This is a genomic window from Microbacterium sp. bgisy203 (assembly GCF_965345155.1).
Taxonomy (GTDB): Bacteria; Actinomycetota; Actinomycetes; order Actinomycetales; family Microbacteriaceae; genus Microbacterium.
In genome coordinates this window covers 126,579-147,616 of record NZ_CBDRLZ010000005.1, presented here as the reverse complement: position 1 = coordinate 147,616, position 21,038 = coordinate 126,579, and the positions used below count along the sequence as shown (strand labels likewise).

The window sequence follows — 21,038 nt, the reverse complement described above, 5'->3', positions numbered from 1 at the left end:
CGACGACGGGTACCCGGCCTCGCCCGATGACGACGGGATGAGCCCGGATTTGCGCCCGCGCCCGTCCGGGCGCTATCGTCGCGGCATGCTCTCGGCCCCGATCACCGTCTTCGCGGTGTCCGGCGCGCGCCGACGCGGCATCCGTCTGGGCGACCGCCGACTCTAGGCGACCCCGCGCTCCTCGCCGTCCCGCGGCGGGTCGAGCCGTCGGAGTCGCCGTCGCCGGTCCCTGCCGCCCGCATCCCGCGTCGCGGCACCGCTTCAGACAATAAGGTTGGACAATGACCTATTCGGTCGCCGTCTCCGGCGCTTCCGGCTATGCGGGGGGCGAGATCCTGCGCGTGCTCGCCGCCCATCCCGACATCGAGATCACCACCGTCACGGCGCACTCGAACGCCGGTCAGCCCCTCGCGCTGCACCAGCCGCACCTGCGCCAGCTTGCGCACCTGACCCTCCAGGACACGACGCCCGAGGTCCTCGCCGGCCACGACATCGTCTTCCTCGCCCTGCCGCACGGCCAATCGGGGCAGTACACGGATGCCCTGGGAGATGTGCCTCTCGTCATCGACGCGGGCGCCGATCACCGCCTCACGTCGCAGGATGCCTGGGACGCGTTCTACGGCGGGGCGTTCCACGAGCCGTGGGCGTACGGCGTTCCCGAGTTGCCGGTCGCGGGTGCAGAGGGAAGCGGCACGCAGCGCGACAACCTCGTCGGTGCGCGGCGCATCGCGGCCCCCGGCTGCAACGCGTCGACGGTGTCGCTGAGTCTCGCGCCCGGCGTCGCGGCGGGGGTCATCGACCCCTCCGACATCGTGAGCGTCCTCGCCGTCGGACCGTCGGGCGCCGGCAAGAGCCTCAAGACCAACCTGCTCGCCGCCGAGATCCTCGGCTCCGCGAACCCGTATGCCGTCGGCGGCACGCACCGGCACATCCCCGAGATCCGCCAGGCGCTCGTCGCCGCGGGCGCGGCCGGGGACGTACGGATCTCCTTCACGCCCGTCATCGTGCCGATGGCCCGCGGCATCCTCGCGACCTCCTCGGCCCCGATCGCGGAGGGCGTGACGGATGCCGGGATCCGGGGTGCCTGGGAGGCCGCTTACGCCGACGAGACGTTCGTCGAGCTCCTTCCCGAGGGTCAGTTCCCGCGCACCGCCGACGTCCTCGGCGCGAACACCGCGCTCCTGGGCCTCGCGATCGACCGCGCCGCGAACCGCGTCGTCGTGGTCGCGGCGGTCGACAACCTCGTGAAGGGCACGGCGGGCGCCGCCGTCCAATCCATGAACATCGCCCTGGGTCTTCCCGAAGACCGGGGCCTCACCGTGAACGGAGTCGCCCCGTGAGCGTCACCGCACCGTCCGGCTTCGAGGCGGCGGGCGTCGCCGCGCAGCTCAAGTCCACCGGCAAGCCCGACGTCGCCGTCGTCGTCAACCGCGGCCCCCTGAAGGTCGGGGCGGCGGTGTTCACGAGCAACCGCGCGAAGGCGAACCCGATCCTCTGGTCGCAGCAGGCGATCGCCGACGGCACGGTCGAGGCGATCGTGCTCAACTCGGGCGGGGCGAACTGCTTCACGGGGTCGTTCGGGTTCCAGACGACGCACCAGACCGCCGAGAGTGCGGGGGAGCTGCTGGGGGTGAGCTCGGGCGACGTGCTCGTCTGCTCGACGGGTCTCATCGGCACGGGCGACGAGGTGTTCCGCGGCAAGGTGCTCGCCGGCACCGAGGCCGCGATCGCCGCGCTCTCCGCGGACGGCGGCGACGACGCGGCGCGCGCGATCATGACGACCGACACGGTCCCCAAGCTCAGCGTGTTCCACGGCGACGGCTGGACGATCGGCGGGATGGCCAAAGGCGCCGGCATGCTCGCGCCGGGCCTCGCCACGATGCTCGTCGTCCTCACGACCGATGCGGTTCTCACCGCCGCGGAGGCAGACGCCCACCTGCGCGCCGCGACTCGCGTGAGCTTCGACCGGCTCGACTCCGACGGCTGCATGTCGACGAACGACCAGGTGACGCTGATGGTCTCGGGGGCCTCGGGCGTGACGCCCGCCGCCGGCGCCTTCGAGGCGGCGCTCACGCAGGTCTGCGAAGACCTCGCGCGGCAGCTGCAGGCGGATGCCGAGGGAGCGAGCCACGACATCACGATCCGCGTCGTGAACGCGGCGAGCGAAGCGGATGCCGTCGAGGTCGGCCGGTCGGTCGCCCGCAACAACCTCTTCAAGGCGGCGATCTTCGGGAACGACCCGAACTGGGGCCGCGTGCTCGCCGCGATCGGCACCACCCAGGCATCCTTCGACCCCTACGCGGTCGATGTGTCCTTCAACGGCGTGCGCCTGTGCAGCGCCGGCGCTCCCGACCGTCCGCGCGAGGAGGTCGACCTGACCCCGCGCGCGACCGATGTGCTCATCGACCTCAAGGAGGGCGATGCGGCGGCGACGATCCTCACGAACGACCTGACGCACGACTACGTCCACGAGAACAGCGCGTACTCCTCATGAGCGATACGACGAGCGACACGACCGGCGACAACGTCCAGCGCACGACGCCCGAGCAGGCGGCCGAGAAGGCCGCCGTCCTGATCGAATCGCTGCCGTGGCTGCAGCGCTTCCGCGACCAGATCATCGTCATCAAGTACGGCGGCAACGCGATGGTGTCCGAGGAGTTGCAGGATGCCTTCGCGCAGGACGTCGCCTACCTCCGCTTCGTCGGGGTGAAGCCCGTCGTCGTGCACGGCGGGGGTCCGCAGATCTCCCAGATGCTCGATCGCCTGGCGATCCCGAGCGAGTTCAAGGGCGGCTACCGGGTGACCTCGACCGAGGCGATGGGAGTCGTCCGCATGGTCCTCACCGGTCAGGTCAACCCCCAGCTCGTGGCTCGCATCAACGCGTACGGCCCGCTTGCCGCGGGGCTCTCGGGCGAAGACGCGGGGCTGTTCGGCGGACGCCGGCGCGGCGTCGTCATCGACGGACTCGAGCACGACCTCGGCGCGGTCGGCGATGTCGTCGCGGTCGACCCGCGGCCGGTCCTCGACCAGCTCGCGGCCGGACGGATCCCGGTCGTCTCCTCGATCGCGCCCGACCTCGATCAGCCCGGCCATTCGCTCAATGTCAACGCCGACGCGGCCGCTGCGTCGCTCGCGATCGAGCTCGGCGCGGCGAAGCTGGTCGTTCTGACCGACGTCGCGGGCCTGTACGCCGATTGGCCGAACCGCGATTCGCTCGTCTCCCACCTCACCGCCGACGAGCTCCGCGCGATGCTGCCGAGGCTCGAATCGGGAATGATCCCGAAGATGCAGGCGTGCCTGGATGCCGTCGACGGCGGCGTCGACACGGCGGCGATCATCGACGGCCGCCAGCCGCACTCGGTGCTGGTGGAGATCTTCACGGAACAGGGAATCGGAACAGAGGTGGTCGCGCAGTGAGCGGGTCGGAGACGGGAATCCAGACGGCGGGGGTCCAGGCATCCTGGCAGGACGACGTGGCGCGCGACCTCGTGCGCAACTCGGGTGACCGGTACGCGCTGTTCGTCCGCGGCGAGGGCTCGTCGCTGTGGGATGCCGACGGCCGCCGCTACCTGGACTTCCTCGGCGGCATCGCGGTGACCTCCCTCGGCCACGCGCACCCCGTGTTCGTGGAGGCGATCGCCCAGCAGGCGGCGACCCTGGCGCACGTCTCGAACTACTTCGCGACCCCGCCGCAGCTCGCGCTCGCCGCGCTCCTCAAGCGCCTCGCGGGCACGGGGGAGTCGGGCCGCGTCTACTTCGGGAACTCCGGCGCCGAGGCGAACGAGGCGGCCTTCAAGCTCGCGCGCCTGCACGGCGGTTCCGACCGCCCCCGCATCCTGTCGCTCAAGAACGCGTTCCACGGACGGACGATGGGCACGCTCGCGCTCACCGGCAAGCCGCAGATGCAGGAGCCGTTCCTCCCGATGACCCCGGGGGTGGAGTCCATCGACTCGACCGTCGAAGCGCTCGAAGCGGCGATGGACGACTCGGTCGCCGCGCTCTTCGTCGAACCGATCAAGGGCGAGGCGGGTGTCGTCGAGCTTCCCGATGGGTACCTCGCCGCGGCGCGCGAGATCACGGCCCGCCACGGCGCGCTCCTCATCATCGACGAGATCCAGACCGGCGCCGGCCGGACCGGCGCATGGTTCGCGTTCCAGCACGAGGGGATCGTCCCCGACGCGATCACGGTCGCGAAGGGCATCGGCGGCGGCTTCCCGATCGGCGCGCTCGTGACCTTCGGCGCGGCGAGCGACCTCTTCTACCCCGGCACGCACGGCTCGACCTTCGGCGGCAACGCCCTCGGCACGGCGACCGCGACCGCCGTCCTCGGCGAGATCGAGCGGGCGGGCCTCGTCGAGAACGCGCGCGTGCGCGGTGACCAGGTGCGTCAGGCTGTCGCGGCGATCGGTTCGAGCCTCGTCGAGGGATGCCGGGGCCGCGGCCTTCTGATCGGCATCGCGCTCACCGCGCCCGTCGCGGGCGCCGTCGTCGCCGCCGCGCAGCAGCACGGGCTGATCATCAACGCCGCGAACGACTCTACGATCCGCATCGCGCCGGCGCTCACGATCGGCGACGTCGAGATCGACGAGTTCCAGGACCTCTTCGCGCGGGCCCTGCGCACCGTGCAGGACGCCCTGCTGCTCGATTCCCCGTCCACGCCCGACAGCCAGACGCCCGACACCTCGGAGGTGCCCGCATGACCCGCCATCTGCTCCGCGACGACGATCTGAGCCCGGCCGAACAGTCCGAGATCCTCGATCTGGCCGTGTCGCTGAAGAAGGACCGCTGGAAGCTGAAGCCCCTCGAGGGCCCTCAGACGGTCGCCGTCATCTTCGACAAGAGCTCGACGCGCACGCGGGTCTCGTTCGCCGTCGGCATCGCCGACCTCGGCGGCTCGCCTCTCGTCATCTCCACCGCGAACAGTCAGCTCGGCGGCAAGGAGACCCCCTCCGACACGGCCCGTGTGCTCGAGCGCCAGGTCGCGGCGATCGTGTGGCGCACATACGCCCAGGCGGGACTGGAGGAGATGGCGCGGGGGACGACCGTTCCCGTCGTCAACGCGCTGAGCGACGACTTCCACCCCTGCCAGCTGCTCGCCGACCTTCTGACGATCCGCGAGCACAAGGGAGAGCTGAAGGGACTCACGCTGACGTTCTTCGGTGACGGCAAGTCCAACATGGGTCACTCGTACGTCCTCGCGGGGGTCACCGCGGGCATGCACGTGCGCGTGGCCTCGCCGGCGGAGTACGCGCCGCGCGAGGACGTCATCGCCGACGCCGACCGCATCGCCGCGCAGACCGGCGGCTCGGTCACGCTGTACTCCGACCCGCACGAGGCGGCATCCGGCGCCGACGTGATCGTCACCGACACGTGGGTGTCGATGGGCAAGGAGGAGGAGAAGCTCCAGCGCTTGCGCGACCTCGGCGGGTACAAGGTCACCCAGGAGACGATGTCGCTTGCGAAGCCCGACGCCATCTTCATCCACTGCCTCCCCGCCGATCGCGGCTATGAGGTGGATGCCGAGGTCATCGACGGACCGCAGTCGGTCGTCTGGGACGAGGCCGAGAACCGCCTCCACGCGCAGAAGGCGCTTCTCGTGTGGCTGCTGCGCCAGCAGTAGCGCGGACGCCCACCGGCTACCTCTCCGGGCCCGCACGCCTGCAGGGGGTCGACCTCGCGCGCGGATTCGCGGTGCTCGGCATGCTCGCCGCGCACCTCGTGACCCTTCCGACGTGGCGGTGGGACGACCCCGCGACGTGGGGCGACATCGTGAACGGGAGGTCGTCGATCCTGTTCGCGACGCTCGCGGGCGTCTCGATCGCGCTCGTCTCCGGCGGCGCCGTGCCGCTCTCGCCCGGCCGGGCGCTGCGGCGTGTCCGGGCCTCGCTGGCCGTGCGCGCCGTGCTCCTGTGGGCCGTGGGCCTCGCGCTGATCGCGACGGGCGTGCCGGTGTACGTGATCCTGCCGGCGTACGGCGTCCTCTTCCTCCTCGCCCTGCCGCTTCTGCGCCTGCGGGCGCCCGCGCTCTGGGCTCTCGCGGCCGCGCTCGCGCTCGTCATGCCGTGGGTGCAGCCGGTGCTCGACGCGCTGCCGCTCTGGGCCGGCGACACCGGGCGTGACGTGTCGAACGCGGTCGGCTGGCATTACCCGGTGACGGTCTGGATCGCATTCGTCGTCGCCGGGCTCGCGGCGGGCCGGTCGGATCTCGCGGCCGCGCGGACGCCGCCCGTCCTCCTCGGGGCCGGCGCGTCGCTGGCGCTCATCGGCTACGGCACGGATGCCGCCGTCACCGCGTCGGGCGCCGTCCCGACCGGAGGTTACCTCTCCGAGGTGCTGGCCGGTGAGGCGCACTCGAGCGGACTGCTCGAAGTGATCGGCTCGGGCGGGTTCGCCCTGGCATCCCTCGCCGTGTGCCTCCTGCTGTGCCGGGTGCGCGCCGCCGCCGCCGTGAGCCTGCCGCTCCGCGCCGTCGGCGCGATGCCCCTCACCGCGTACGTCGGTCAGATTGTCGCCTGGGCGCTCGTGGCCGCTGCCGTGCTCGGAGACACCGGCGACCTCCTCGGCATGCGGGACCTCTCACCCTTCTGGCCGTTCGCGCTCGGCACGATCGCCTTCTGCACCGCGTGGGCGCTGCTGGTGGGCCGCGGCCCGCTCGAGTGGGTGTTCGCGCGCGTCGCCCGTCTCGCGACCCGCCGGGTCGCGTAGCGCGTCGCGCCGGGGTTTCGTCGGCGCGTATCGTCCTCACGTGGGGTTTCGTCGGCGCACCTCGTCGTCATGCGGGTGAATGACGGCGATATGCGCCGACGAAGACGGATGCCGACGATGACGGATGCCGACGATGACGGATGCCGACGAAGACGGATGCCGACGAAGACGGATGCCGCGCTCGCGCGGTCGCGGTTCGCGTGCCTGCCTCCAGGCGCGCGCGGCGGCCTCGGTAGGCTGTCGGGGTGAGCGAAACCACTCCCGGCGCACCCGAGAACCCCGACGCCGCGCACGGCACGAACGAGGGTGCCCTGTGGGGGGCGCGCTTCGCGACCGGGCCGTCGCCCGAGCTCGCCGCGCTCAGCCGGTCGACCCAGTTCGACTGGGTGCTCGCTCCCTACGACATCGCGGGCTCGCACGCGCACGCCGCCGCGCTCGCCGCCGCGGGCTACCTCACCGCCGATGAGGAAGAGCGCATGCACGCGGGCCTCGATGCGCTGCTGGCCGCATGGCAGAGCGGGGAGCTCACGGCATCCGACGCCGACGAAGACGTGCACGGTGCGCTCGAAGCCGCCCTCATCGCCGAAGTGGGTCCCGAGCTCGGTGGAAAGCTCCGTGCCGGCCGCAGCCGCAACGATCAGATCGCAACCCTCGTGCGCCTCTACCTGCTCGAGCACGCCCGCATCATCGCTCGCGACGTGCTCCGCCTCATCGACGCGATCGTGTCGCAGGCGGGCGCCCACCCCGAGGCGATCATGCCCGGGCGCACGCACCTGCAGCACGCGCAGCCCGTGCTCCTCGCCCACCACCTGCAGGCGCACGCCTGGCCGCTCGTGCGCGACCTCGAGCGCCTCCGCGACTGGTCGGCGCGCGCGTCGGTCTCGCCCTACGGCGGGGGAGCGCTCGCCGGGTCGTCGCTCGGTCTCGACCCCGCCCTCGTGGCCGCGCGCCTCGGTCTGTCGCGCCCCGCGGAGAACTCCCTCGACGGCACCGCCGCGCGCGACGTCGTGGCGGAGTTCGCGTTCATCGCCACGATGATCGGGGTCGACCTCTCGCGCTTCGCCGAGGACATCATCCTCTGGAACACCGCCGAGTTCGGCTTCGTCCGCCTCGACGACGGCTACTCGACCGGATCGAGCATCATGCCGCAGAAGAAGAATCCCGACATCGCGGAGCTCGCCCGGGGGAAGGCAGGTCGTGTCATCGGCAACCTCACGGGACTCCTCGCGACGCTCAAGGGCCTCCCGCTCGCGTACAACCGCGACCTCCAGGAGGACAAGGAGCCCGTCTTCGACTCCGTCGCCACCCTCGAGGTGCTCCTTCCGGCTTTCGCGGGGATGGTCGCGACGATGCGCTTCGACACCTCCCGCATGGCCGCGCTCGCCCCGCAGGGGTTCTCGCTCGCGACGGACGTCGCCGACTGGCTCGTGCGACGCGGCATCCCGTTCCGCGACGCGCACGAGGTCTCCGGATCGCTCGTCCGCGCGTGCGAGGAGCGGGGGATCGGGCTGGAGGATGCCGACGACGCCCTCCTCGCGAGCGTGTCGCCCGACCTCACGCCCGACGTCCGCGACGTGCTGACGATCGAGGGCTCGGTCGCGAGTCGCGCGGGCGCGGGCGGCACGGCTCCCGTGCGCGTCACCGAGCAGCGTGCGGAGTTGACGGCGCGCGCTCAGGCGGCCGCCCACGCGCTCGGGCTCTAGAGAGTCCCGCCCGCCCCACCGCCTGCGGCCGGGTCATTCGGCTCGGCCGTGAGCAGGTGCGCCGTGTCGGCGAGGATGCCGCGCTGCACCGCGACGACGGCGGCGACCGCATCGGCGTCGAGCGCTCCGCGCATGCCGTCGAGCCACGCGAGCGTCACGACGGCATCCTGTCTCTCGCCCAACGCGTCTTGCAGCGCACGCAGACGATCATGGGTGTCGTCGGCATCCGCTTCGAGCACGGGGCGTGCGAGTTCGACCGCGTAGCGGTGGCGCTTCGCGGCTTTGCGCGCGGAGTGGATCCGCTCGGCGGCGTCCGCCTCGCCGCGCGCGATCGCCCGCGCCGCGCGCCGCAATCTCCGGTCGAGGCTCGCGCCCGCCTCGTCGACCGCGGGTCGGGCGGCCGAGGCCGGGAGCATCGCCGCCGCACCGAACGGCGGAGCTGTTCGCCACCGATCGAGCTCCGCGGCGAGCGCGGCGAAGCGCGTGCTCGTCGCCGCGGTGTCGCACGCCCGCCACGCGGCGGCGCGGTCGTCGGCGAGCTCCGCGAGGGCGGAGGGATCCGTCGCGTCGAGCGCGGCGGTGACGTGCTGCTCGATGATCTGCAGATCGCGGAGGCGTCCGAGCGTCTCGCCCCACCACCGCAGTTCTGTCGCGAGGTGGTCGCGTCGCCCGCGCAGGTAGACGCGCGGGAAGGTCCGCAGCGTCGCCCGCAACCGGCGCACCGCGACCCGGGTCGGATGGACGGCCTCCTCGTCGTGGGCCGCGAGGGCTTCCGCGGCCGCGAGGATCGTGGTGCACTGGACGTTGACGTACGCCTGCGCGAGCGCGCCGAGTGTTCCAGGGGCGGAACCGTCTGCGACCGGCATGTGTCGAGTCTGGCATGGCGGAGTGGGCGACTTCAGCTATTCACTTATATTTGCCGAATATAAGTGATATACCTCTTTTGTGACGATCGCCGTGATCGCCGACATCGTCGGCTCCCGCGCCCTCGCCGACCGCACGGCGGCGCAGGCGGCGATCGACGACGCGATCCTCCGCGTCGAGCGAGACCTCCCGCTCGCAACCCGCCCGCTGATCCCGACGGTCGGCGACGAACTCCAAGGCACATACGCGACGCTCACCGACGCGATGGCGGGGCTGCTCCTCGTGCGTCTCGCGCTCCCCGACGGCGTCGACTGCCGATACGGCCTCGGGATCGGGGCGACGGCGGAGGTCCCCTCGCGCGCCGGCGCGCTCCCCGAGGGCCCCGCCTGGTGGGCGGCACGCGAGGCCATCGACACCGTCCATGCGCTCCAGTCGCGGACCGTCCCGGGCGCCCGCACGTGGGTGTCCGCGGCCGAGGGCGTCGACGAGGCATCCGTCGCCCTCTCCAACGCCTACCTGCTCGCCCGCGACGAGATCGTCAGCGGCATGAGCGCCCGAACACGCCGCCTCGCCTACGGCAGGATCCAGGGGCGCACGCAGGTCGACCTCGCGCGCGACGAGGGGATCAGCCAGTCCGCCGTCTCGCAGGCGCTCGCGTCGGCCGGCGTCGGTGCGCTCGTGGAGGGCTTCCGCCTGCTGCGCGGGGAGTGAGCCCTGCGGGGAGTGAGCTTCGCGGGGAGTGGGCCGCTCTCACACCAGCGCGAGCGGAACGATGCCGCCCACCGCGCACGCCCAGAGGAGGCTCGCGAGCGTCCCGACGATGAACCGCTCGCGGGCGGCGGGCGTCGCGAGCTCGGTGAACCGCCCGATGCCCTTCAGCGCGACGATCACGGCGATCGCGGCGGGGAAGCCGGCGACGATGCTGAGGGCCGCGGCGAGACGCTCGAGGTAGCCGATCGTCGTGCCGCCGCGGAGGATCTCCTCCTGCAGCGGAGGCGCGGGCGGCTCCGCCATGAGTTCGACGAGGATGCCACCGCGCGGTCCCTCCGGAGTGCGCCCGCCGTCGGCGGCGTTCAGCACCCAGCGCACGAGCGGATTGCCGCCGAAGGTGGCCAGCGCCACGGCGAGGAGAGCGAGCACGGCGACGGAGAGCGACGGCAGCGGCCAGGGCAGGATCGCGACCACGATGACGCAGAGCACGACGAGACCGGCGGCGATCATCAGCGGAAGACCGCGCGGGCGCCGCAGCGACACCGTCACCAGCACGAGCGCGGCGCACAGCGCGCCGAACACGAAGATCGCCACGATCGTCGTCGCGAGCAGGTCGGTGGTCACGCGCTCAGTCTGGCATGCGACTCCGACACGCGACCGGCGCGGCGCGAGGGAGGAGGCTCCGCCGCGCGCTGATAGCCTGAACGGGTGTCTGAAACCGTCTCCGTGAGCGCACCGGCCGCCGCCGTGCGCGCGCTGGCGCCGGCCAACGATCCCTCGTTCGACAACGTCTGGGACGAGATCGTCTGGCGCGGCCTGGTGCACGTGTCCACCGACCAAGAGGCGCTGAGCGCCCTCCTCGCCGGCGACCCGATCACGTACTACTGCGGCTTCGACCCCACCGCGCCCAGCCTGCATCTCGGCCACCTCGTGCAGCTTCTCCTGCTGCGCCGCCTGCAGCTGGCCGGTCATCGCCCGCTCGGTCTCGTCGGCGGGTCGACGGGTCTCATCGGCGACCCCCGCCCGACCGCTGAGCGCACCCTCAACACGCGCGAGACCGTTGCCGAGTGGGTGGAGCGCCTACGCGGCCAGGTCGAGCGGTACCTCAGCTTCGAGGGCGAGAACCCCGCGCGCATGGTCAACAACCTCGACTGGACCGCGCCGCTGTCGGCGATCGACTTCCTCCGCGACATCGGCAAGCACTACCGGGTCGGCACGATGCTGAAGAAGGATGCCGTGAGCGCGCGCCTCAACTCCGAGGCCGGCATCAGCTACACCGAGTTCAGCTACCAGATCCTGCAGGGTCTCGACTTCCTCGAGCTGTACCGGCAGTACGACTGCGTCCTGCAGACCGGCGGGTCCGACCAGTGGGGCAACCTCACGAGCGGCACCGACCTCGTCCACCGTGTCGAGGGTGCGAGCGTCCACGCGATCGGGACGCCACTGATCACCAACAGCGACGGCACCAAGTTCGGCAAGAGCGAGGGCAACGCGATCTGGATCGACGCCGAGCTCACGAGCCCGTACGCGTTCTACCAGTTCTGGCTCAACACGCTGGATGCCGATGTGATCGAGCGGCTCAAGGTTTTCACGTTCCTCTCGCGCGCCGAGATCGAGGAGTACGGGGCGCTCGTCGAGACCGAGCCGTTCCGCCGCGCCGCCCAGAAGCGGCTGGCGGAAGAGGTCGTCACCCTGGTGCACGGGGCGGCCGCGGCGCAAGCGGCCATCGCGGCATCCGATGCGCTCTTCGGCTCGGGCGACCTGCACGCGCTCGATGCGGCGACGCTCCGCAGCGCGCTCGAGGAGCTTCCGCACGCAGAGATTCCTGCGGGCACGCCGGTCACTCAGGCGCTCGTCGACACCGGACTGACGTCGAGTCTGTCCGAGGCGCGGCGCGCGATCGCGCAGGGCGGTGTCTCGCTCGACGGTGCGAAGGTCGACGATGAGGATGCCGTCGTGACCGGCTCCCTGCCGGGTGGCGTCTCGGTGCTCCGGCGCGGCAAGAAGACCCTCGCCGGACTGTTCGTCACGGCATCCTGACCTCCGACTGAGAGCCGCGCGACGACGACATGCCGTTCACACCGTCGCATGCCGTCGTCGCGCTGCCGTTCCTGCGCACGCCGCTGCTGCCGGCGGCGATCGCCGTGGGGGCGATGACGCCCGACCTGCCGCTGTTCCTGCGCGGCACCCCGCTCACGTATCAGGCGACGCATACGAACGTCGCGCTCTCCGCGGCGATCGCGCTCGTGCTCCTTGCGGCGTGGTACCTCCTCTTCCGTCCGGCGGTGCGCGAACTCGCGCCCGCGTGGCTGGCCGAGCGACTGCCGGGGGAGTGGGACACGACGGGGATCGCGGCGCTCCGGAGCGTCCGGTCCGGCGCACGGAGCGACGTATGGCGCACGCCCGTCGTCTTCGCCGTCGCCGTCGCGATCTCGCTCGTCCTCGGTGTGCTGTCGCACATCGTGTGGGATGCCTTCACGCACGAGGGTCGATGGGGCGTGCGCATGATCCCCGCGCTCGCGCAGATGTGGGGACCGCTGCCCGGGTACAAGTGGGTGCAGCACGGATCGAGCATCCTCGGCCTCGTGATGCTCGCGGTCTTCGGGGTGGTCTGGCTCTCGCGCCGGCGCCCGGCATCCGTCCGGCGCGTCCTGGCCGCCAGCGTGCGGACGGCGTGGTGGGTCTCGCTTCCGATCATCCTGATCGCGGCGTGGGTGTGGGGGCTCGTCGCGTACGGGCCGATCACCGACGCCTGGACGGTGCAGCATCTCGCTTATCGCGTGCTTCCGCCGGCGTGCGCCGTGTGGGGTGCGCTGACCCTCGCGCTGTGCGTCGTCGTCATCGCCCGGCGCCGTCTCGCCGACTGATTCGGGCGCTTTCGCCCCGTGACCGGCCGGAACCCGCCGGCACTGCGCACGCGACACGCCCGGGATGCGGGCACGATTTGCCGGAACCCCAGAACCCACGTAACTTATTACTTGTTCGCCCCACAGGGAAGAGCGAAGGGCCGGAAGGCCTCGCCCCCTCAAGCGGAGAACCACTCCATCCCAAACCTCTCGATTGAGAGAACAAGACCTCCTGGTCTAGGATGGAATCCCACTCCTCACCACGCGGTCGAAGAGTGCTGCTGGAGACGACAGAAATCAGTCACGGCGGCCGATTTGACACGCTGAGCGAGAGGGATAAGATAGAGAAGTTGCCCGGCGGGCTGGCTTGAAGCCGAAACGCCGAGCGCCGATCTAGCTTCGTGAACTGCGAGTCATCGCGTCCGACCTCGAGTCGAAAACGCCGATTTGACAAGCGAAACACGAAGTGTAAGATAGAGAAGTTGCCCTGCAAGGAAGGCCGAGAGGCCGAACGGCAGGAGCATCCGATCCTTGAGAACTCAACAGCGTGCACTTGTCAAATGCCAAATAACCTCGTGCCGGCCTAGCCGGCAGAGATTCCTTTGGATCAAAGTCGGGCACTTCGGTGTCCGCAACGGATAGTCAGCAATGACATCCCTTTGGTCAGATCAAACTCGCTGCTTCAGTCATTTTCCGGCTGATCGCAGCAACATTTCTTTACGGAGAGTTTGATCCTGGCTCAGGATGAACGCTGGCGGCGTGCTTAACACATGCAAGTCGAACGGTGAAAGCGGAGCTTGCTCTGCTGGATCAGTGGCGAACGGGTGAGTAACACGTGAGCAATCTGCCCCTGACTCTGGGATAAGCGCTGGAAACGGCGTCTAATACCGGATACGAGCTGCGAAGGCATCTTCAGCAGCTGGAAAGAACTTCGGTCAGGGATGAGCTCGCGGCCTATCAGCTTGTTGGTGAGGTAACGGCTCACCAAGGCGTCGACGGGTAGCCGGCCTGAGAGGGTGACCGGCCACACTGGGACTGAGACACGGCCCAGACTCCTACGGGAGGCAGCAGTGGGGAATATTGCACAATGGGCGCAAGCCTGATGCAGCAACGCCGCGTGAGGGACGACGGCCTTCGGGTTGTAAACCTCTTTTAGCAGGGAAGAAGCGAAAGTGACGGTACCTGCAGAAAAAGCGCCGGCTAACTACGTGCCAGCAGCCGCGGTAATACGTAGGGCGCAAGCGTTATCCGGAATTATTGGGCGTAAAGAGCTCGTAGGCGGTTTGTCGCGTCTGCTGTGAAAACCCGAGGCTCAACCTCGGGCCTGCAGTGGGTACGGGCAGACTAGAGTGCGGTAGGGGAGATTGGAATTCCTGGTGTAGCGGTGGAATGCGCAGATATCAGGAGGAACACCGATGGCGAAGGCAGATCTCTGGGCCGTAACTGACGCTGAGGAGCGAAAGGGTGGGGAGCAAACAGGCTTAGATACCCTGGTAGTCCACCCCGTAAACGTTGGGAACTAGTTGTGGGGTCCATTCCACGGATTCCGTGACGCAGCTAACGCATTAAGTTCCCCGCCTGGGGAGTACGGCCGCAAGGCTAAAACTCAAAGGAATTGACGGGGACCCGCACAAGCGGCGGAGCATGCGGATTAATTCGATGCAACGCGAAGAACCTTACCAAGGCTTGACATACACGAGAACGCTGCAGAAATGTAGAACTCTTTGGACACTCGTGAACAGGTGGTGCATGGTTGTCGTCAGCTCGTGTCGTGAGATGTTGGGTTAAGTCCCGCAACGAGCGCAACCCTCGTTCTATGTTGCCAGCACGTAATGGTGGGAACTCATGGGATACTGCCGGGGTCAACTCGGAGGAAGGTGGGGATGACGTCAAATCATCATGCCCCTTATGTCTTGGGCTTCACGCATGCTACAATGGCCGGTACAAAGGGCTGCAATACCGCAAGGTGGAGCGAATCCCAAAAAGCCGGTCCCAGTTCGGATTGAGGTCTGCAACTCGACCTCATGAAGTCGGAGTCGCTAGTAATCGCAGATCAGCAACGCTGCGGTGAATACGTTCCCGGGTCTTGTACACACCGCCCGTCAAGTCATGAAAGTCGGTAACACCTGAAGCCGGTGGCCCAACCCTTGTGGAGGGAGCCGTCGAAGGTGGGATCGGTAATTAGGACTAAGTCGTAACAAGGTAGCCGTACCGGAAGGTGCGGCTGGATCACCTCCTTTCTAAGGAGCATCTGGCACCCTCGGGTGTCCAGGCGCCGGATCGAGACGAACGTTCTCGCCGGTTAGCTCATGGGTGGAACATTTGACGAGGTGTCGAGGAGCGAACCTCGAGTCAGTACGGCCTTCGGGTCAGGAAAGCTCGAGTCGAGCAAGACGGCACATGCACGCTGTTGGGTCCTGAGGGACCGGATGCGGTTTCGACCGCGACCAACCTCAGGACCTTTTCTGATGCCGGCAGCGCCGGCGGCGGAGAAGGTACCGCCCGTACTTTGAGAACTACACAGTGGACGCGAGCATCTTCGAGATGAGCAATCATCTCGTGAAGATGATCTTAAAGATCATTAGTCAATTTCAATTGACGATTCAACTCATGTGATTTCAAGTCTTTAAGAGCAAACGGTGGATGCCTTGGCATCTGAAGCCGAAGAAGGACGTAGCAATCTGCGATAAGCCTCGGGGAGTGGATAAGCACACTTTGATCCGAGGATCTCCGAATGGGGAAACCCCGCTGGGCGGCGTGCCGACCCAGTGACTCCCGCCTGAATATATAGGGCGGGTAGAGGGAACGTGGGGAAGTGAAACATCTCAGTACCCACAGGAAGAGAAAGCAACCGCGATTCCGTTAGTAGTGGCGAGCGAAACCGGAACAGGCTAAACCGAGTACGTGTGATATCCGGCAGGAGTTGCGTATTCGGGGTTGTGGGACTTTTCAGTCATCTCTGCCGAGGTGGCGGCGTTACAAGAAGGTATAGACGAACCGCATTGAAAGGCGGGTCATAGAGGGTGCCAACCCCGTAGTCGAAATGCCTCCCTTGACGCGAAGAGTATCCCAAGTAGCACGGGGCCCGAGAAATCCCGTGTGAATCTGTCAGGACCACCTGATAAGCCTAAATACTCCCAGATGACCGATAGCGGACAAGTACCGTGAGGGAAAGGTGAAAAGTACCCCGGGAGGGGAGTGAAATAGTACCTGAAACCGTTTGCTTACAAACCGTTGGAGCAGCCCTAGCAGCTGTGACAGCGTGCCTTTTGAAGAATGAGCCTGCGAGTTAGCGATACGTGGCGAGGTTAACCCGTGTGGGGTAGCCGTAGCGAAAGCGAGTCTGAATAGGGCGATTCAGTCGCGTGTCCTAGACCCGAAGCGAAGTGATCTATCCATGGCCAGGTTGAAGCGACGGTAAGACGTCGTGGAGGACCGAACCCACTTAGGTTGAAAACTGAGGGGATGAGCTGTGGATAGGGGTGAAAGGCCAATCAAACTTCGTGATAGCTGGTTCTCTCCGAAATGCATTTAGGTGCAGCGTTGCGTGTTTCTTGCCGGAGGTAGAGCTACTGGATGGCCGATGGGCCCTACAAGGTTACTGACGTCAGCCAAACTCCGAATGCCGGTAAGTGAGAGCGCAGCAGTGAGACTGTGGGGGATAAGCTTCATAGTCGAGAGGGAAACAACCCAGACCACCAACTAAGGTCCCAAAGCGCGTGCTAAGTGGGAAAGGATGTGGAGTTGCTCTGACAACCAGGAGGTTGGCTTAGAAGCAGCCACCCTTGAAAGAGTGCGTAATAGCTCACTGGTCAAGTGATTCCGCGCCGACAATGTAACGGGGCTCAAGCACGCCACCGAAGTTGTGGCATTGACATTATTGGTAGGCCTTCGTGGTCCAGCCGTGTTGATGGGTAGGAGAGCGTCGTGTGGCCAGCGAAGCGGCGGTGTAAACCAGCCGTGGAGGCCACACGAGTGAGAATGCAGGCATGAGTAGCGAAAGACGTGTGAGAAACACGTCCTCCGAAAGACCAAGGGTTCCAGGGTCAAGCTAATCTTCCCTGGGTAAGTCGGGACCTAAGGCGAGGCCGACAGGCGTAGTCGATGGACAACGGGTTGATATTCCCGTACCGGCGAAGAACCGCCCAAGCTAATCCAGTGGTGCTAAGTGCCCGAATTCCTCTGTATCGATCCCTTCGGGGTGAGAACGTTGGAGCTAGCGCACGACCCCATGCTGGTGCGGTTAGCGTATTAACAGGTGTGACGCAGGAAGGTAGCCCAACCCGGGCGATGGTTGTCCCGGGGCAAGTGCGTAGGCCGAGAGATAGGCAAATCCGTCTCTCACATAGGCTGAGACACGATGCGGATAAAAAGTGGGTGATCCTATGCTGCCGAGAAAAGCATCGACGCGAGGTTCAAGCCGCCCGTACCCCAAACCGACTCAGGTGGTCAGGTAGAGAATACCAAGGAGATCGAGAGAATCGTGGTTAAGGAACTCGGCAAAATGCCCCCGTAACTTCGGGAGAAGGGGGGCCTTCGACGTATTAGGACTTGCTCCGAAAGCGTTTGGAGGCCGCAGAGACTAGTGGGTAGCGACTGTTTACTAAAAACACAGGTCCGTGCCAAGTCGCAAGACGATGTATACGGACTGACGCCTGCCCGGTGCTGGAAGGTTAAGAGGACCGGTTAGCCGCAAGGCGAAGCTGAGAATTTAAGCCCCAGTAAACGGCGGTGGTAACTATAACCATCCTAAGGTAGCGAAATTCCTTGTCGGGTAAGTTCCGACCTGCACGAATGGCGTAACGACTTCCCAACTGTCTCAACCGCGAACTCGGCGAAATTGCACTACGAGTAAAGATGCTCGTTACGCGCAGCAGGACGGAAAGACCCCGTGACCTTTACTACAGCTTGGTATTGGTGTTCGGTGTGGCTTGTGTAGGATAGGTGGGAGACTTTGAAGCGGTGACGCCAGTTACCGTGGAGTCATTGTTGAAATACCACTCTGGTCACTCTGGATATCTAACTTCGAACCGTAATCCGGTTCAGGGACAGTGCCTGGTGGGTAGTTTAACTGGGGCGGTTGCCTCCCAAAAAGTAACGGAGGCGCCCAAAGGTTCCCTCAACCTGGTTGGCAATCAGGTGGCGAGTGTAAGTGCACAAGGGAGCTTGACTGTGAGACTGACAGGTCGAGCAGGGACGAAAGTCGGGACTAGTGATCCGGCAGTGGCTTGTGGAAGCGCTGTCGCTCAACGGATAAAAGGTACCTCGGGGATAACAGGCTGATCTTGCCCAAGAGTCCATATCGACGGCATGGTTTGGCACCTCGATGTCGGCTCGTCGCATCCTGGGGCTGGAGTAGGTCCCAAGGGTTGGGCTGTTCGCCCATTAAAGCGGTACGCGAGCTGGGTTTAGAACGTCGTGAGACAGTTCGGTCCCTATCCGCTGCGCGCGTAGGAAATTTGAGAGGATCTGACCCTAGTACGAGAGGACCGGGTTGGACGAACCTCTGGTGTGCCAGTTGTTCTGCCAAGAGCACCGCTGGTTAGCTACGTTCGGGATGGATAACCGCTGAAAGCATCTAAGCGGGAAGCCGGCCTCAAGATGAGATTTCCATGCCTTCGGGCGAGAGGCTCCCAGCCAGACTACTGGGTTGATAGGCCGGATGTGGAAGCGCGGTAACGCGTGAAGCTGACCGGTACTAATAAGCCGATGACTTGATAACACACCGTTTTAGGTGCTTGCGTCCACTGAGTGGTTCTCGATGTACGGTCGAGAACCGCATGACAATGACTATTGTTATGCAGACTGAAACATCAATAGTGTTTCGGCGGCCATAGCGTGAGGGAAACGCCCGGTTACATTCCGAACCCGGAAGCTAAGCCTCACAGCGCCGATGGTACTGCAGGGGGGACCCTGTGGGAGAGTAGGACACCGCCGGACTTCTTTCGTGAAAAGGCCACCCAGTGTTGGGTGGCCTTTTCTCGTTTGTGCGCATGAAAGGATCCCACCATGGCTGAAGAGCAGCGACCTCGTTCGAACGACGATCGACGTCGATCGTCGGCAGGTGGGGCTTCAGTGGGCGGCGCACGCCACGGCGACAAGAAGCCGTACGCGAAGCGTGACGGTGAGAGAAAACCCTACGTGAAGCGCGACGGCGATCGTAAGCCGTACGCGAAGCGTGACGGTGAGCGGAAGCCGTACGCGGGACGCGACGGTGACCGTCGGACCTCACGCCCGCCGCAGGGGTCCGATCGTCGCGCGCAGCCCGCCGGCCCCGCACTGCCCGACGACATCACTCCGCGCGATCTCAACAATGCCGCACGCAACGAGCTGAAGACGCTGAGCAAAGAGAACGCCGAGCAGGTCGCCCGCCATCTCGCGATGGCTGCGCGTCTCATCGACGACGACCCCGCGCTCGCGCACGAGCACGCGCTCGCGGCGTCGCGGAGCGCCGGGCGCATCGCGATCGTCCGTGAGACCGTCGCCATCACCGCCTATGCGACGGGTGACTTCGCACTCGCGGTTCGCGAGCTGCGCACCTTCCGCCGGATCTCCGGTCGCGACGACCAGATCGCACTCCTCGTCGACAGCGAGCGAGGCGTCGGCCGACCCGACCGCGCCCTCGAGGTCGGCCGCGCCGTCGACCGCGCCGCCCTCCCGGTCGACGTCCGCGTCGAACTCGCGATCGCGATGTCGGGTGCGCGTCTCGATCTCGGGCAGGCCGACCGCGCCCTGCAAGAGCTCGACATCCCCGAACTCGACCCCGACCGCGCCTTCAGCTGGAGCCCGGGTCTTTTCGCGGCCCGCGCCGCCGTGCTCGAGGAACTCGGCCGCGTCGACGAGGCCGCCCAGTGGCAGCGACGCGCGGAGATCGCCGAAGACGTGCTGTCCGCCGCCGACGCCGACCTCGAAACGCTCGTCGTCGACGAGATCGAGGAGCTGCCGCTCGACGATGACGATGACAAGGACGGCGCCGACGGCGAAGCCCCGGAGCACGACCACGTCGACGACGCGGCCTCGCACGACGTCGCCCCCTCCGTCCAGGACGAGGTCGACGAGATCCTCGCCGAAGCGGGCGTCGACGAACCCGCGGCAGACGGTGCCGATGAGCGCGAGGGCGACCGCTGATGGCGCTGTTCGGACGACGCGCGGACACGCCTCCACAGTCGACACCACAGTCGGCGGCTCAGCGTCCGGCCCCGCTCGACGGCGTGGACACCGTCCTCGCTGACCTCGACGGCGTCGTCTACGCCGGCGCGCACGCCCTGCCGCACGCCGTCGAGAGTCTGAACCGCGCGGGAAAGACCCGCCGCCTCGGCTACATCACGAACAACGCCTCGCGCCGAGATGCGACCGTCGCGGAGCACCTGCGCGAACTCGGGCTCGCCGCCACCCGGCCGGAGGACGTCGTCACCAGTCCGCAGGCCGCGATGCGGCTGCTCCGCGAGCGCGTCGCGCCGGGTGCTCGGATTCTCGTCGTCGGGGGAGACGGACTCGTCTTCGAGGTCGAGAAGGCCGGATACACCGTGACCCGGAGTGCGGATGACGCCCCGGCGGCCGTCGTCCAGGGGTTCGCGCCGGATGTCGGGTGGCTGCAGCTGGCCGAGGCATCCTACGCACTCGCCCTTCCCGAGGAGGGGGGCGGCATCCCCTGGATCGCCACGAACACCGACTGGACGATCCCGCAGGCACGCGGGATCGCGCCGGGAAACGGCACGCTCGTTTCCGCCGTGCACACCGCCGTCGGCCGGCTCGCCGTCGTCGCCGGAAAGCCGGAGCGGCCGATCTTCGACGAGGCGGTCGCGCGGTTCGGCGCGCAACACGCCCTCTTCATCGGCGACCGCCTCGACACCGACATCGCCGGCGCGCAGGCGGCGGGCCTCGAGTCGGTGCTCGTCCTCACCGGCGTCGACCGTCCCAAGCACGTCCTCGCCGCGCCCTCGACCTCGCGCCCGACCTACATCGTCGGCGACCTCCGGGAACTCCACGAGCCCTACCCCGAGACCATCGTCGACGGTGACGTCACGCGGGTGGGCGCCGCGGCGGTCCGGATCGACGGGCCCGACGTGCAGATCCTCGCGGCCGGTGACCGTCCCATCGACCTCGTGCGCGCCGGCGCCGCCGCGATCTGGCGGACGGGGCGCGCGATCTACGGATTCCGCGTGCCCGAAGCGCTCTACGCAGACCCGTTCCACCGGCCCTGACCGCC

The 21,038-nt window shown here is 67.2% G+C and carries 14 protein-coding genes and 3 rRNA genes; 15 read left to right on the top strand and 2 right to left on the bottom strand.

Annotated elements, in window-relative coordinates:
• Positions 1-281 precede the first annotated feature (281 nt).
• From argC to argH, 7 genes are all read left to right on the top strand, one after another.
• Positions 282-1,340 carry an N-acetyl-gamma-glutamyl-phosphate reductase gene (gene argC, locus ACRVYW_RS09820; protein WP_431804107.1) on the top strand — a complete coding sequence of 353 codons (1,059 nt, stop codon included), beginning with the start codon at positions 282-284 and terminating at the stop codon, positions 1,338-1,340.
• Entirely contained in the window at positions 1,337-2,494 is a 1,158-nt protein-coding gene (gene argJ / locus ACRVYW_RS09815) for a bifunctional glutamate N-acetyltransferase/amino-acid acetyltransferase ArgJ (protein WP_431804105.1), read from the top strand. The genes argC and argJ overlap by 4 nt, the downstream gene beginning before the upstream one ends.
• Positions 2,491-3,417 carry an acetylglutamate kinase gene (gene argB, locus ACRVYW_RS09810; RefSeq protein WP_431804103.1) on the top strand — a complete coding sequence of 309 codons (927 nt, stop codon included), beginning with the start codon at positions 2,491-2,493 and terminating at the stop codon, positions 3,415-3,417. The genes argJ and argB overlap by 4 nt, the downstream gene beginning before the upstream one ends.
• Positions 3,414-4,700, top strand: coding sequence for an acetylornithine transaminase (locus ACRVYW_RS09805; protein ID WP_431804101.1), 1,287 nt, complete (start codon positions 3,414-3,416; stop codon positions 4,698-4,700). Before argB ends, ACRVYW_RS09805 begins: the two co-directional genes overlap by 4 nt.
• On the top strand, positions 4,697-5,620 hold the full coding sequence (gene argF / locus ACRVYW_RS09800; RefSeq protein ID WP_431804099.1) for an ornithine carbamoyltransferase: 924 nt from the start codon (positions 4,697-4,699) through the stop codon (positions 5,618-5,620). The genes ACRVYW_RS09805 and argF overlap by 4 nt, the downstream gene beginning before the upstream one ends.
• Complete coding sequence (locus ACRVYW_RS09795) at positions 5,599-6,705, top strand: heparan-alpha-glucosaminide N-acetyltransferase domain-containing protein (protein WP_431804097.1); 1,107 nt, start codon at positions 5,599-5,601, stop codon at positions 6,703-6,705. Before argF ends, ACRVYW_RS09795 begins: the two co-directional genes overlap by 22 nt.
• A 245-nt stretch (positions 6,706-6,950) precedes the next feature.
• Positions 6,951-8,408 carry an argininosuccinate lyase gene (argH, locus tag ACRVYW_RS09790; protein WP_431804096.1) on the top strand — a complete coding sequence of 486 codons (1,458 nt, stop codon included), beginning with the start codon at positions 6,951-6,953 and terminating at the stop codon, positions 8,406-8,408.
• On the opposite strand, the gene ACRVYW_RS09785 is transcribed toward argH, so the two are convergent.
• The gene (locus ACRVYW_RS09785; RefSeq protein ID WP_431804094.1) at positions 8,405-9,274 is read right to left on the bottom strand and encodes a CHAD domain-containing protein; all 870 of its coding nucleotides are present in this window, start codon (positions 9,272-9,274) and stop codon (positions 8,405-8,407) included. The genes argH and ACRVYW_RS09785 overlap by 4 nt on opposite strands.
• 79 nt (positions 9,275-9,353) lie before the next feature.
• On the opposite strand from ACRVYW_RS09785, the gene ACRVYW_RS09780 reads away from it, so the two are divergent.
• Positions 9,354-9,983 (top strand): SatD family protein, encoded by a 630-nt coding sequence (locus ACRVYW_RS09780; protein WP_431804092.1) that lies wholly within the window; start codon positions 9,354-9,356, stop codon positions 9,981-9,983.
• A 39-nt stretch (positions 9,984-10,022) separates the two neighbouring features.
• Here the strand turns inward: ACRVYW_RS09780 and ACRVYW_RS09775 are convergent, their stop codons facing one another.
• Positions 10,023-10,607, bottom strand: coding sequence for a hypothetical protein (locus ACRVYW_RS09775; RefSeq protein WP_431804090.1), 585 nt, complete (start codon positions 10,605-10,607; stop codon positions 10,023-10,025).
• An 84-nt stretch (positions 10,608-10,691) separates the two neighbouring features.
• Between ACRVYW_RS09775 and tyrS the strand changes: the two genes are divergently transcribed.
• The 7 genes from tyrS to ACRVYW_RS09740 all read left to right on the top strand — a co-directional run bounded on the left by tyrS (position 10,692) and on the right by ACRVYW_RS09740 (position 21,033).
• A complete protein-coding gene (tyrS, locus tag ACRVYW_RS09770) occupies positions 10,692-12,023 on the top strand; it encodes a tyrosine--tRNA ligase (protein ID WP_431804088.1) in 1,332 nt (443 codons plus the stop codon).
• Between the two features lie 29 nt (positions 12,024-12,052).
• Positions 12,053-12,850 (top strand): DUF4184 family protein, encoded by a 798-nt coding sequence (locus ACRVYW_RS09765; RefSeq protein WP_431804086.1) that lies wholly within the window; start codon positions 12,053-12,055, stop codon positions 12,848-12,850.
• A gap of 695 nt (positions 12,851-13,545) precedes the next feature.
• Positions 13,546-15,069, top strand: a 16S ribosomal RNA gene (locus ACRVYW_RS09760).
• Between the two features lie 376 nt (positions 15,070-15,445).
• Positions 15,446-18,551, top strand: a 23S ribosomal RNA gene (locus ACRVYW_RS09755).
• Positions 18,552-18,652: 101 nt separating this feature from the next.
• Positions 18,653-18,769, top strand: a 5S ribosomal RNA gene (gene rrf / locus ACRVYW_RS09750).
• The 16S, 23S and 5S rRNA genes sit together here, the layout of an rRNA operon.
• Positions 18,770-18,838: 69 nt before the next feature.
• Positions 18,839-19,957 (top strand): hypothetical protein, encoded by a 1,119-nt coding sequence (locus ACRVYW_RS09745; RefSeq protein ID WP_431804084.1) that lies wholly within the window; start codon positions 18,839-18,841, stop codon positions 19,955-19,957.
• Entirely contained in the window at positions 19,957-21,033 is a 1,077-nt protein-coding gene (locus ACRVYW_RS09740; protein ID WP_431804082.1) for an HAD-IIA family hydrolase, read from the top strand. Before ACRVYW_RS09745 ends, ACRVYW_RS09740 begins: the two co-directional genes overlap by 1 nt.
• Positions 21,034-21,038 lie beyond the last annotated feature (5 nt).

Bases quoted from the DNA above. Each gene is read 5' to 3' on its own strand.
- argC (WP_431804107.1), top strand. From the start codon at position 282: ATGACCTATTCGGTCGCCGTCTCCGGCGCTTCCGGCTATGCGGGGGGC.
- ACRVYW_RS09765 (WP_431804086.1), top strand. From the start codon at position 12,053: ATGCCGTTCACACCGTCGCATGCCGTCGTCGCGCTGCCGTTCCTGCGC.
- argF (WP_431804099.1), top strand. From the start codon at position 4,697: ATGACCCGCCATCTGCTCCGCGACGACGATCTGAGCCCGGCCGAACAG.
- ACRVYW_RS09785 (WP_431804094.1), bottom strand. From the start codon at position 9,274: ATGCCGGTCGCAGACGGTTCCGCCCCTGGAACACTCGGCGCGCTCGCG.
- ACRVYW_RS09740 (WP_431804082.1), top strand. From the start codon at position 19,957: ATGGCGCTGTTCGGACGACGCGCGGACACGCCTCCACAGTCGACACCA.
- argB (WP_431804103.1), top strand. From the start codon at position 2,491: ATGAGCGATACGACGAGCGACACGACCGGCGACAACGTCCAGCGCACG.
- ACRVYW_RS09745 (WP_431804084.1), top strand. From the start codon at position 18,839: ATGGCTGAAGAGCAGCGACCTCGTTCGAACGACGATCGACGTCGATCG.